The 13,059-nt window shown below is 39.1% G+C and carries 12 protein-coding genes; 6 read left to right on the forward strand and 6 right to left on the reverse strand.

What is annotated here, in order from left to right; all coding sequences use genetic code 11:
* The first annotated feature begins 164 nt into the window (after window positions 1-164).
* The 3 genes from RI845_RS04075 to RI845_RS04085 are packed head-to-tail and all read left to right on the forward strand — an operon-like array spanning window position 165 to window position 1,679.
* Window positions 165-1,103 (forward strand): 1-acylglycerol-3-phosphate O-acyltransferase, encoded by a 939-nt coding sequence (locus tag RI845_RS04075; RefSeq protein ID WP_348388479.1) that lies wholly within the window; start codon window positions 165-167, stop codon window positions 1,101-1,103.
* A gap of 4 nt (window positions 1,104-1,107) precedes the next feature.
* On the forward strand, window positions 1,108-1,491 hold the full coding sequence (gene rraB / locus RI845_RS04080) for a ribonuclease E inhibitor RraB (protein ID WP_348388480.1): 384 nt from the start codon (window positions 1,108-1,110) through the stop codon (window positions 1,489-1,491).
* 26 nt (window positions 1,492-1,517) lie between these two features.
* The gene (locus RI845_RS04085; RefSeq protein ID WP_348388481.1) at window positions 1,518-1,679 is read left to right on the forward strand and encodes a hypothetical protein; all 162 of its coding nucleotides are present in this window, start codon (window positions 1,518-1,520) and stop codon (window positions 1,677-1,679) included.
* Window positions 1,680-1,992: 313 nt separating this feature from the next.
* Here the strand turns inward: RI845_RS04085 and RI845_RS04090 are convergent, their stop codons facing one another.
* The 4 genes from RI845_RS04090 to pepA all read right to left on the reverse strand — a co-directional run bounded on the left by RI845_RS04090 (window position 1,993) and on the right by pepA (window position 8,082).
* Window positions 1,993-3,120: a DUF481 domain-containing protein gene (locus RI845_RS04090; protein WP_348388482.1), complete on the reverse strand. Its 1,128-nt coding sequence runs from the start codon at window positions 3,118-3,120 to the stop codon at window positions 1,993-1,995.
* Between the two features lie 135 nt (window positions 3,121-3,255).
* Window positions 3,256-6,111 carry a valine--tRNA ligase gene (locus RI845_RS04095; RefSeq protein WP_348388483.1) on the reverse strand — a complete coding sequence of 952 codons (2,856 nt, stop codon included), beginning with the start codon at window positions 6,109-6,111 and terminating at the stop codon, window positions 3,256-3,258.
* Between the two features lie 14 nt (window positions 6,112-6,125).
* On the reverse strand, window positions 6,126-6,575 hold the full coding sequence (locus RI845_RS04100; RefSeq protein ID WP_348388484.1) for a DNA polymerase III subunit chi: 450 nt from the start codon (window positions 6,573-6,575) through the stop codon (window positions 6,126-6,128).
* 1 nt (window position 6,576) lies between these two features.
* The gene (pepA, locus tag RI845_RS04105) at window positions 6,577-8,082 is read right to left on the reverse strand and encodes a leucyl aminopeptidase (protein WP_348388485.1); all 1,506 of its coding nucleotides are present in this window, start codon (window positions 8,080-8,082) and stop codon (window positions 6,577-6,579) included.
* Between the two features lie 271 nt (window positions 8,083-8,353).
* Here pepA and lptF point away from each other — a divergent pair, with 271 nt between their 5' ends.
* Both lptF and lptG read left to right on the forward strand, forming a co-directional pair.
* Complete coding sequence (gene lptF / locus RI845_RS04110; RefSeq protein WP_348388486.1) at window positions 8,354-9,463, forward strand: LPS export ABC transporter permease LptF; 1,110 nt, start codon at window positions 8,354-8,356, stop codon at window positions 9,461-9,463.
* Window positions 9,463-10,527 carry an LPS export ABC transporter permease LptG gene (lptG, locus tag RI845_RS04115; protein WP_348388487.1) on the forward strand — a complete coding sequence of 355 codons (1,065 nt, stop codon included), beginning with the start codon at window positions 9,463-9,465 and terminating at the stop codon, window positions 10,525-10,527. The genes lptF and lptG overlap by 1 nt, the downstream gene beginning before the upstream one ends.
* 63 nt (window positions 10,528-10,590) lie before the next feature.
* Here the strand turns inward: lptG and RI845_RS04120 are convergent, their stop codons facing one another.
* On the reverse strand, window positions 10,591-11,085 hold the full coding sequence (locus RI845_RS04120) for an RDD family protein (protein ID WP_348388488.1): 495 nt from the start codon (window positions 11,083-11,085) through the stop codon (window positions 10,591-10,593).
* A gap of 130 nt (window positions 11,086-11,215) precedes the next feature.
* On the opposite strand from RI845_RS04120, the gene RI845_RS04125 reads away from it, so the two are divergent.
* The gene (locus tag RI845_RS04125) at window positions 11,216-11,683 is read left to right on the forward strand and encodes a methyltransferase family protein (protein WP_348388489.1); all 468 of its coding nucleotides are present in this window, start codon (window positions 11,216-11,218) and stop codon (window positions 11,681-11,683) included.
* 26 nt (window positions 11,684-11,709) lie between these two features.
* On the opposite strand, the gene xseA is transcribed toward RI845_RS04125, so the two are convergent.
* Window positions 11,710-13,053: an exodeoxyribonuclease VII large subunit gene (gene xseA, locus RI845_RS04130; RefSeq protein ID WP_348388490.1), complete on the reverse strand. Its 1,344-nt coding sequence runs from the start codon at window positions 13,051-13,053 to the stop codon at window positions 11,710-11,712.
* Between the last annotated feature and the right edge of the window lie 6 nt (window positions 13,054-13,059).

Raw genomic sequence — 13,059 nt, forward strand, 5'->3', positions numbered from 1 at the left:
ATGGATGGCATGAAGTTGATTCACTTCAGGGATGACCATTTTGATCACATCCTTGTGAAAATGGCATATATTACTCCCTGTAAAAAAAGGAATACCAGCTAAACATGGACCGCTCATTCACATCCATGTGATCACGGCATTCATTACATCCTGTAAATCATGTTATGAAATTGATTCACTTAAATGAAAACCGCCGTGGACCGCGCTCTAATACATCGTTGTTTACTCGACCTATATCACATAGTGCGAATCATCGCTTTAACTTTGTGATTACTTTGAATATCGCAGTATTTAGTAATTGTGTGTATAATTGCGCCCTTATTCCTGATTTATCGTTTTTTATGAGGCACATCGTGTTAGCAGCTGTTCGTATTTTTTTAGTAACCATTGCACTATTAGTGATTTGTATTGTTTCAATTTTTATGTGTATGTTGGTACCTACTAACCGTAATAAGGCTCATTATACAGCTAAGTTTGTTGGCGCATTAGCCAAATTGTTTGGTATTGATGTAGAGATCAGAATGCCAAAAGAAATCGAAGAGTTAGGCCCAGTTGTTTATGTTGCCAATCATCAAAATAGTTATGATATTTTCACTGTAAGTGCAAGTTTACCTAAACGTACAGTCAGTGTTGGTAAAAAAAGCCTTAGGTTAATACCATTTTTTGGGCAAATGTATTGGTTTACCGGCAACATTTTACTTGATAGAAATAATCGTTCTAAGGCACATGGCACCATTACCGCTACCGCAGATAAAATAAAGCAACGAAAAATATCAGTTTGGCTTTTTCCTGAAGGCACGCGCAGCTATGGTAAAGGTTTATTACCATTTAAAACTGGAGCGTTTCATACTGCCAAACAAGCAGATGTGCCAGTAGTTCCTGTATGTGTTAGTAATACTCATGATATGGTTGATTTAAATCGTTGGGATAATGGCAAAATGATCATTGAATTTTTGGCACCTATCAATGTAAATGACGGCTCTCGTGAATCAATTCGTCACATTGCCAATAACACTCACGAAATAATGTTGGCTAAAATTACCGATATCAGTATTGAAGCAGGCAACGAATTAATTAATGCTGAAACAGCAAAAGCAGGATAGAGAAATGACAGAGCAAAGCGACGTAACATTAAATGAAGAAGAATTAAACGAACTACAAGAGTGGTACGCGCACACTGAAGCGTTGGTAAATGAATTACTCGAAGATGGCTCTAATGATGAAGCAATGCACACCATCGAACATCACTTTGCTAGTTCAAGTTTTGAAATACTTGAATCTGCTGCAATTGCTGCATTTAAACTGGGTTTAGAGGTTGAAGAACCTGAAGAGGCTGTCTTAGAAAATGGCGCTCGAGTATTTGCCTTTGATATTGTTACTGAACAATACCTTGATGAAGAAGATATCAAAATAGAAACGAAAGCGATGTTCGAGTTGGCAAAAAAATGTAATGTAGATTACGATGGTTGGGGAACCTATTTCGAAGAATAACTTGTAAAGGGTAAAGTGAGGTAAATATGCAATGGATATCTAATATTTTTCAACCACAGATATTAGCGTTATTAATCCCTGTTATTGCAATCATTGCAATCTTTGGTAATAAAGCGTTAAAAGCTCACCATGAACATTTAGAGCGTATGGAAAAAATACGCAATGGTATTGACCCTGATGCAGAATGATTAACCTTTACCCATAAAAAAAGCGCTATATAGCGCTTTTTTGATTCAGGGAATAATCAATGCAAATCACCATGGACGGTATTAGATTTGTAGATTCAGGGAATAATCAATGCAAATCACCATGGACCACTCCATCACATCCTCGGTAATTGCTCCCTGCATTACCCTAATATACAACGTCCATGTTGAAATGTGAGCGTGGCATATACAACTTCCACGTTGAAAACGGTATTAGATTTTTAAATTCAAGGATGAATTAACTTAGAATTACCATGGATGGATTAAATTCTGGTAGATTCTGTGTTAACCAACACTAAAAAGAATATTCTAAGCCGACAATTAGTAGTACATCGTTACTTTCTGGCAGCACGCCATTTTCATCTGGAATTGGATCTTCAACGCGATCAATTATCGCTTTTAATTCAATATCAAAATCTTTTACGACTTCAATATCTATTCCCGTTTCCAAATGATGAATAACAGAGCCTGACTCTTCACTAACGAACTTTGCATTGTAATCAAATACATATTCAATATCATCGGTGATATCTCGTTCATATTTGGTGCCGACAATTAACACTGGCGTGGTATCATCTTCTTTTTCGTTTTCTGCTACATGGTCAAAAGTTGTATATTGAACACTTGGACCTGCGTACACATCCCATTTTGAATCTGGTTCATCATAAATAATATAACCAGCAGCAACACCTAACGTTACTTGATGTTCTATATTAGTAAATTCATTGGTGTAATATTCAAAACTTGGTAAGCGGAAGAAAAACTTTCTTGAATAGTACCAATCATATGATGCATTTAAACGATGATTCTCTTCTGTTTTTACCGTATCACCGGTATCAGGATCTTCGACTTCGGCAAAAATCCCGGTATAACTGAGCATTGTTCTTGATGTTGAAGTTAAGCGTCTGGCATTAGCTTGTAAGGTATAATCGAAGCGTTCAGAGTTACCACTCTTAAAGTTCATACCTAAGCTTATATTACCATCCCATAGGCTTTCGTCACTGTGCTCTGATGCGGCAACTGTTAATAAAGTACTTCTAGGAATAGACACCGTTGGCTTGTCAATAAACGTTACTTTATCTTCAGTGATCAATAATTGTCCTTCATGGATTTCATCATTATCTAAACGAATGCTCATCACATCTTTTGATCTAAGTTGTGCGATGTCTTTCATTTTAATGGTGACAATACCAAATTCGTCACTATCAAATTCAACTTTATCTTGATACATAGAGATGATATCACCAGCAACTAATTCGCCATTCTTAAGTAATATCCAGTCAAATTTTTTCGGCACTGCCGGCACATTAATTGGCCACTCCGGCGTTGCTGATTTGACTTCTTCCTGTGCAAAAACTGGTGCGCTGGTACTTAGCATTGCTGCTGATAAAATAGCAAAGCTAATAATTGATTTAGTTGTCATATTTACTACGTATTAAAATTTTTAAATAAAGCATTAAAGCTACTATAACTTGAGTGAGAGTAAAAAAAAAGGTCAGTGAAAAACTGACCTTTATTTATTTGTTTAACTGTAAATTACAGGTAAATCACCAGTAAATTATAGGTTGGCAATCGTTTGTTTTTGCTCTGCTAACTTAGCTAACATAGATTCTGCTTCAGCGAGTTTCTCTTGCTCTTTCGCTATTACAGCTGCTGGCGCTTTGCTAACAAAATTATCATTACTTAATTTTCCACGAGTGCGAGCAACATCTTTTTCCAGTTTTTCAACCGCTTTACTTAAGCGTGCCAGTTCTGCTTCGACGTCGATTAAACCAGCCATTGGAATAAGTACACTCATATTGCCAATTACAGCTGTTGCTGAAACCGGGCCATTATCATCTTCAGCCAGTACTTCGATAGTATCAAGCTTGGCTAAGGCACTTAAAAATGGCTTGTTATCTTCTAAACGACGGGCATCCTCGCTATCAACACCTTTAAGAAAAACCGGTAAAGGCTTGCTTGGTGCGATATCCATTTCGCCGCGGATATTACGAATCGCGACAATGAAACTTTTAACCCATTCCAAATCGTTAATTGCTTGCTCATCCAACTGGTTAGCATCAAATTGTGGAAAGCTTTGTACCATGATGCTTTCTTCACTGAAGTTAGCATTAGTAAGAGGTACAACACGCTGCCAAATTGTTTCAGTGATGTATGGCATGATAGGGTGCATTAGACGCAATAACGCTTCTAATACAGTTACTAGTGTGTGACGAGTACCACGTTGTTCAGCTTCATTACCTTTGAATAATACCGGCTTGGTTAACTCCAAGTACCAGTCACAGAACTGATTCCAAGTGAACTCATATAATGCTTGTGATGCTAAATCAAAACGGAAAGAGTCGAACGCTTCATGTACCGTCTTTACTGTTTGTTGGAATTGTCCAATGATCCAACGATCAGCAAGAGATAGTTCCATCTCACCGCCAGATAATCCACAATCATGTTCTTCAGTATTCATTAATACATAACGACTGGCATTCCATAACTTGTTGGTAAAGTTACGGTAACCTTCAAGGCGTTTCATATCCCAACTGATGTCACGGCCTGTCGATGCACATGCTGCTAAAGTGAAGCGCAGCGCATCAGTTCCGTGAGCTTCTATACCTTCAGGGAATTCTTTTTTGGTTAACTTGGTAATTTTTTGCGCAAGCTTTGGCTGCATCATATTACCAGTACGTTTTTCCAGTAAATCTTCCAGGCTAATACCATCAATCATATCTAACGGATCGATTACATTACCTTTTGATTTACTCATCTTATCGCCATTTTCATCACGAATAAGACCGGTTACATAAACCTTTTTAAATGGTACTTGTGGTGTGCCATCTTCATCTTTAACAAAGTGCATGGTCATCATGATCATGCGAGCAACCCAGAAGAAAATAATGTCAAAACCAGTTACTAATACATCAGTAGAGTGGAATTTTTTCATTGCTTCTTCGTTATCAGGCCAACCTAATGTTGAGAATGTCCACAACGCAGAAGAGAACCAGGTATCTAATACATCGTTATCTTGAGATAGCGTAACACTCGCGTCTAAATTATTATTCGCGCGTACTTCATCTTCGCTACGACCTACATAAACACGCCCAGTGTTGTCGTACCATGCTGGAATTCTATGACCCCACCAAAGCTGACGAGAAACACACCAATCTTGAATGTCGCGCATCCAGGCAAAGTACATGTTTTCGTATTGTTTCGGTACAAATTCAATATCGCCATCTTCTACAGCTTTAATCGCAGGTTTAGCTAACGTTTCTGCACGCACATACCATTGATCTGTTAGTAGTGGTTCAATAACTACACCTGATCTGTCACCAAATGGTACGGTTAAATCATGGTCCTTAACTTCATCAAGTAAACCTAACTCTTCAAATTTGGCCACAATAGCTTTTCGGGCAACAAAGCGATCCATTCCAGCAAACTCTTGTGGTAGAGCAGGGCTGTAAGCGGTAGATACTTCACCATTGCTGGCGTAAATTTCTGCGGCAGATAAAATATTCGCATTGTTATCAAAAATATTGATTAGTGGTAATGAATGGCGTTTACCAACTTCATTATCGTTAAAATCATGGGCAGGGGTGATTTTTACACAACCTGTGCCTTTTTCAATATCGGCATGTTCATCGCCAACAATTGGAATTAAACGATTTACTAATGGCAATAAAATGTTTTTGCCAATTAAGTCTTTATAACGTTCGTCATCAGGATTAACCGCTACGCCAGTATCGCCAAGCATTGTTTCTGGACGAGTCGTTGCTACAACAATGTAATCTTTACCATCAGCGGTTTTAACACCATCAGCTAGTGGATAACGGAAATGCCACATGTGGCCTTTCTTATCTTTGTTTTCAACTTCTAGATCTGAAATTGCCGTGTGTAATTTAGGATCCCAGTTAACTAAACGCTTGCCACGATAAATTAAATCATCTTCATATAAACGTACAAATACTTCTTGCACGGCATTACTCATGCCTGCATCCATGGTAAAGCGTTCTCTGCCCCAATCGATCGAGTTACCTAAACGACGCATTTGTTTACCAATGGTGCCGCCAGATTCTTCTTTCCATTCCCAAATTTTATCGATAAAAGCATCACGACCATAGTCATGACGAGTTTTATCTTCTTCAGCGCCAATTTTACGCTCAACAACCATTTGCGTTGCTATGCCAGCGTGATCTGTACCGGTTTGCCAAAGGGTAGATTTACCTTGCATACGTTGGTAACGAATTAACGTATCCATGATGGTTTGTTGAAAGGCATGACCCATGTGCAGGCTACCAGTTACGTTTGGTGGTGGAATAGCAATACAGTAACCATCACCTTCGGTAGTTGGACTAAAATAACCTTTCTCTTCCCAAGAAGAGTAAAGTGTTTGTTCGATATCAGCGGGATTAAATGTTTTTTCCATGGTCTTCTATTTTTTTACGCAGCTTGTACGGCAGGAGTTGTGCTTACATTAAAGCCAAGTTGTTGATATGCACGATATCGCAATCTGGCTAATTTTTTGAGCGCTTCGTCTGTAGGTACAAAGTCGATGATTTGTGAAAATTGGCCAGCAAAGCTTGGTACTTGGCTAGACAAATTAATTAATATATTTCTGTTGTTTGTTGGCGCTTGCCAACTTATTTCAACGGGTGAACCACTATGTAACCCTTCTCCAGGTAAATTATGTGGTACAAAACTGTCGGCATCAAAGGCCCACAGTAATTCATCAATTTTGTGCGCCATTTGTTGGTCATCACAAAATATAAAAACCCGTTGATTTTGGCGGTAAAAGCCAGCGGCTTTTACACAGGCAAGCTGCAGGTGATCTTGTTCACTTAATTGTTCGCTATTCGCATCTAATAAATTGAAGAAAACCTGACTTGTCATGTTATTCGCCCTGTTCTTGACCACTACGGTTTAACAAGAACTGGGTAAGCATACTAACAGGGCGGCCCGTTGAGCCTTTGTTAGCGCCACCGCGCCATGCCGTACCGGCAATGTCTAAGTGAGCCCAATTATACTTTTTAGTAAACTTAGATAAGAATACTGCAGCGGTAATTGTTCCAGCTGCACGCCCACCCAAGTTAGTAAAGTCGGCAAACGGACTGTCTAATTGATCTGCGTAGTCGTCCCATAAAGGTAAACGCCATGCTCTGTCACCACTTTGGTCAGAAGCATTTAAAAGCTCATGGGCAAGTGGGTTATGTGAACTTAAAAGACCTGTTGCATGCGCACCTAGTGCAATAACACAAGCACCGGTTAAGGTTGCAACATCTACTACAAGTTCAGGGTCAAATCGTTCAACATAAGTTAATGCATCACAAAGAACCAAGCGTCCTTCAGCATCAGTATTTAACACTTCTACCGTTTGGCCTGACATTGTTGTTAATACATCACCTGGGCGGTAAGCATTGGCATCTGGCATGTTTTCACAGCCGGCCAATACACCAATAACGTTAATCGGTAAATCAAGTTGCACTAATGAATTCATTGCACCTAATACACCGGCGGCGCCGCCCATGTCATACTTCATTTCATCCATGGCTTCGCCTGGTTTTAATGAAATACCACCAGAGTCAAAAGTTAAGCCCTTACCAACAAGTACAATTGGTTTAGAATCATCACCAGCGCCATTATAAGTAATTACGCTCATTAAAGATTCGTTTACACTACCACGACCAACGGCAAGGTATGAGCCCATGCCCAAGCTTTCCATTTCAGCTTCGTTTACTACATGAGTCGATACTTTATCATTACCTGCGGCAAGCTCTTGAGCTTGCTCAGCAAGATATGCAGGGTTACAAATGTTTGGTGGTAAGTTGGCAACGTCTTTACACACTTTAATGCCTGCAGCAATGCCTAAACCGTGGCTAATTGCACGTTCACCCATAGGTAACTCACGACGTGTTGGCACGTTAAATACAATTTTACGCAGCGGACGACGAGCTTCTTCTTTACGAGTTTTTAAACTGTTAAAGCTGTATAAGCAATCTTGTGTTGCTTCTACTGCTTGGCGAACCTTCCAGTAGGTATCGCGACCCTTTACATGCAGTTCAGATAGGAAACACACAGCTTCCATTGAACCAGTTTCATTAAGAGTGCTGATTGTTTTACTAATAATTTGACGATATTGGCGTTCATCAAGTTCACGTTCTTTACCACAACCAACTAATAAAACACGTTCACTAAGAATATTAGGTACTTGATGTAATAATAACATCTGACCTGATTTCCCTTCTAAATCACCGCGGCGTAATAGGTTAGAAATATAACCGCCACTTATCTCATCAAGTTGCTCAGCTACAGCTGATAAACGACGTGGCTCGTACACACCAACTACGATGCAGGCACTGCGTTGCTTTTCTGGGCTGCCACTTTTTACACTGAACTCCATGAACACTCCTATTTAATACTTACTTTATGTTTAATTACTTGTTTTTGGCTTATTTTGTTACTTTCAACTTGCTAAAATCTGCCTTTAGCAGATAGACTAAATAAGGCCTTTCGTTTTTATTTTGGCTGTTTAAGCTATTATTATAGCTAGATTCAGCGCTGTTGCATTTTGATTACTCATTGTAGTCAAAATTTATTATATATAAAAACGGTAAGTTTACTTAAAAATTGGCCAGTTGTCAGAAAAAAACTAAGTTTTTTGGATTAAATCAGTGATTATTTTTCGATATTTGTTAAATGAAGTAGGCAGAACACAACTTGGTGTTTTCTTTGTGTTAATGACCATCTTCATTAGCCAGAAGTTTGTACGTATACTTGGCGATGCGTCCGATGGCGACTTTCCTGCTCAAATGGTTTTAACCTTCATGGGGCTAACTATTCCTCATCTTATGGGCATCCTGTTACCACTTAGCTTATTTCTCGGTATTTTACTGGCTTATGGTCGAATTTATGCTGAAAACGAAATGACCGTATTGCATGCCTGTGGCGTAAGTGAGTGGTATGTGGTTAGAGTGACGCTAGTCATTGCATTTATTACCTCAGTTATTACCGGAATATTCACCCTTTATCTGTCACCCCTGGCCGCTGAAACTGAGTATCAAGTCAAAGAACAATTATCGAAAGATGTTGGTATTGCAGCATTATCGGCAGGCAGATTTCAAAAAACAAACAACGATGAAGCCGTAGTGTTTATAGAAAACATTAACGATAACAACGAACTGGATAAAGTGTTCGTTGCTCAATTGCCCAAAGATGATGACGGTAAACAAGACCATGTAAATGTTATTTATGCAGCCAAGGGTAAGGTTATTGAAGATGAAAATGGCGCTCAACGGTTGATTTTAGATATGGGCAACCGATATCAAAAAGATAATATAAATAAAGAGTTTCAAACCTTGTCTTTTGCCAACTATGAAATGCAAATTAAAGATCAAAAAGTAGAAGAGCGTTTACGAAAATTAAGTGCTATTCCAACCTTAGAATTAATCAATAATCCGTCTCATGAAGCTGCCGCTGAAGTGCAATGGCGCTTTTCATTTGTGCTCTCAGTATTTATTTTAACGTTAATCGCCGTACCATTGAGCGTTGTTAATCCTAGGCAGGGTAAATTTGCCAAAATGTTCCCTGCATTAATGTTGTTTCTAGGTTATTTCATTTTATTAACCAGTGCGCGCTCGGCAATGGACGATGGTAAAATTGCACCTGAAGTAGGCTTGTGGCCCATTCATTTAACCGCACTGTTTTTAGGGTGGTCATTACTGATCAAAAGCCGAGGCAGCGGTAAACGGTTCAAAGCAAAAATGTCTAGGGGCAAAAACTAATGCGTATTTTAGACATTTATATTGGCAAGATAATCGCCACTACAACGTTCTTAACGCTCGCGGTATTAGTGAGTGTAAGTAGTATTATAAAATTTGTTGAGCAAATGAGGGCTGTGGGGCGTGGTAGTTACGACTTAATCGATGCCGCACTATACGCGTTTTATGCAATGCCCAGAGATGTTGAAATTTTCTTTCCTATGGCCGCACTTGTTGGTGGTTTGATTGGATTAGGAATGATGGCCAGTAATAGTGAATTGGTGGTTATGCAAGCGGCGGGTTTGTCTAAAATACAAATCATTAAATCGGTGATGAAAACCGCTGCCATACTTATTGTAATGAGTATGGCCGTTGGTGAGTGGCTAGCACCACAAGGTGAAGCTACTGCCAGAGAGTTAAGAGCACAAGCCATTTCAGAGGGCAGCTTAATATCATCCAAAAGCGGGGTGTGGGCAAAAGATGGCGAGCTTATTGTTCATATTACCGAGGTAGCAGATACGGGCACCTTAAAAAATATATCGCTTTATAAATTTGATCAAAATTTACAGATGAAACAGTGGCTCACTGCAAAGAGTGCCAGCTGGGTTGAAGACCGTTGGTTAATGCATGACATCGAAATTTCTGAATTTTCTGAGCAACGCATCAATAATTCACTTAAGGATAGCCAAGAGTGGCAATCTTCACTTACGCCTGAAAAGCTGGGTGTGGTAACAGTAAAACCTGAAGCATTATCGGTACAAGGTTTAATCAGCTATTTGGACTATTTAGAAGAGAACAACCAAGATACCAGCCGTTATGAGTTGGCCTTTTGGCGTAAGCTTATGCAACCGATCACCGTGGCGGTAATGCTGTTAGTTGCACTCTCTTATATATTCGGACCACTGCGTTCGGTATCTATGGGGGCAAGAATTATGATGGGGATAGGAACAGGTATCACTTACGATTTCGCCAACCGAATGTTTGGCTCTATTAGTCAAACCTTTCAACTGCCGCCTTTTATTGGTGCAGTATTGCCGAGTCTATTGTTTGTAATAGTTGCCGTATATTTGTTAAGGCGCAAAGCATAAAAAATAAAGGTCTGCTTAGCAGACCTTTTTTGTTAATCACAAGTTTAGTTACCAAACTTGCTATTAAATCTCACCAGTTCGGGCTTTATTGGCCTCTAAACTAAGTACCACAACTTCAGTGTCGGTAAACCTGTCTTGTAGCGATAACTTATTTTTACGATCAAAAATCACGGTTAAATTACCTAAACCAAACAGTGTAAACAGCAAGCGTTTAACGCCGGTTTTCTTTGAAATTTTACTACCATCAACATTTTGAACTCGTAACCGCCAAGCACGCATACCAATAGTTTGTCCGCTTTTGGCCCAAAAAAATACAAAGAAAAAGCCAACCCAAAATAACGCCCAACCAGTAATTAATGCTTCATATAAAAACGAGCTACTTTTTAAATCAATGGCATGCTCAAAGCCTTGGTTATCAATAGTACCTTGGGCGAATAAAAGCGCAAATATTACGAACGCAATAGCACCTGAAAACATGTAAACAGCGATTGATAATAAAAAGTCATAAACGTATGAGCCTAAACGGCGCCTAAAACCTGCGCGAGGATATGATTCCATAAGTACTTCTAAATTTTCCTAAACCTGTAATGGCGCAAGTGTAGCATTTGAGTAAAAAAAGACAAAGCAGTTCCAAAAATCTAACGAATTAGATACATTATGATTATTCGTCAATCTTCTAAAGGAACAAATGTTGCTTTCATTTTTAGAACTAAAAGTACCACCAGTTATAGTTGTATTTATTGCGGCGTTGGCTATGTACTTTTCACCAAACCCAATCGTTTATTTTTCGTTAGATCCTATGCTCGCCTATTACACCACTCGTGTTTTATTTGTAGTGTCGGCATTGGTGATTGTATTAGGGATATATTGTTTTAGAAAAGCGAACACTACTGTTGATCCGGTGAACCCAAAAAATGCGTCACAGTTGGTTAATTTTGGCATTTATAAATATACCCGTAATCCAATGTACTTGGGATTTGCCATAATGCTGTTAGCTATGGCGGTTAAAATGCAAAGCTTAGTTGCCTTTCTTTGGCTTGCTGTTTTTATTTGGTATATGAGTCGGTTTCAAATTAAACCGGAAGAACGTGCATTAACAAAAGTATTTGGCGAAGCCTACAGCGAATATTGCCAGCAAGTAAGGCGCTGGCTTTAAGCTTACGAGAAGGTAGAAGCTCTTACTCAGGTATTAGATACGACACTTTCTACTTTGCCATCATTTAGTTGTGTGGTGATGGTGTCACCTTCTTTTACGTCATCAACACTTTTCATAATTCTACCTTGTTCATCTCTGGTAATTGAATAGCCTCTGGCTATTGTTGCTAATGGGCTGACAATATTTAAATTATGGGCAAGTTTTGCAAGTTGCAACTGCTTGTTATCTTTAAGCTGTAACTGTGCTCTTGTTAAACGACTATCTAGATCGTTTAGCTTAACTTTAGCTAATTGAATTTGTTGAGTTGGATTTTTGCTTGCTAATCGTTGTTGTAATAACAGAGATTGATTTTTTCTTTGCGTTTGTTGTTCTATCATTTTTTGGTTTAAACGCATGGCTAAATCATCAGCGTGTTGTTGCTGGTTTTGCAATTGTTTAACCGGGCTGGCAAGTGCCAACTGATGATTAAAGTACTGATGATTAGCTTTGTGGTCTTGCACTGCTTGTTTAATTAAATGCGTTAAGCGCTGACGATAGTGGCTAATTTGGGTGAGCAATTGTTGATTGTCGCTTGATACTAACTCTGCCGCAGCAGATGGAGTTGGTGCACGCATATCTGCAACGTAATCAGACAAGCTGGTGTCAACTTCATGGCCAACCGCACTTATTACCGGGATGTCGCAATCAAATATTGCTCTCACCACTGGCTCTTCATTAAACGCCCATAAATCTTCAAGTGAGCCACCACCTCTGCCCACAATTAATACATCACATTCATCACGTTCGTTGGCATTATAAATAGCGTCGCTTATTTGCTCTGCGGCTAAATCACCTTGTACCAGAGTAGGGTAAATCACAACTTCTATGCTTGGGTTTCTACGTTTTAATACGGTAAGAATGTCTTTAACCGCGGCACCAGTGCTTGAGGTAACGATTCCAACGGTTTTTACAAAATCAGGAATAGGCTGCTTATACCTTTGGTCAAATAAGCCTTCACCTTGAAGTTGATTTTTTAATAATTCAAATTTTTGACGGAGTAAGCCTTCTCCTGCGTCTTCCATTTGTTCAATGATTAATTGAAAGTCGCCACGAGGTTCATAAAGCGAGACTTTTGCTTTTACTAATACTTGTTGACCGTTTTGTGGCTTAATACGGGTATAACGATTATTGCCTTTAAACATGGCGCAACGAACTTGCGCTTTGCTGTCTTTTAACGATAAATACCAATGACCAGAGCTTGCGGCGATGAAATTAGATATTTCACCACATAACCATAGGGTTCTTAGTTCACTTTCTAAGATATAACGTACTTTTTTGGTAAGCTCACTTACCTGTAATATATGCTGTTTGCTCTGATCTAAATGGTTCATAAGGTG

This window comes from Thalassotalea nanhaiensis (assembly GCF_031583575.1).
Taxonomy (GTDB): Bacteria; Pseudomonadota; Gammaproteobacteria; order Enterobacterales; family Alteromonadaceae; genus Thalassotalea_A; species Thalassotalea_A nanhaiensis.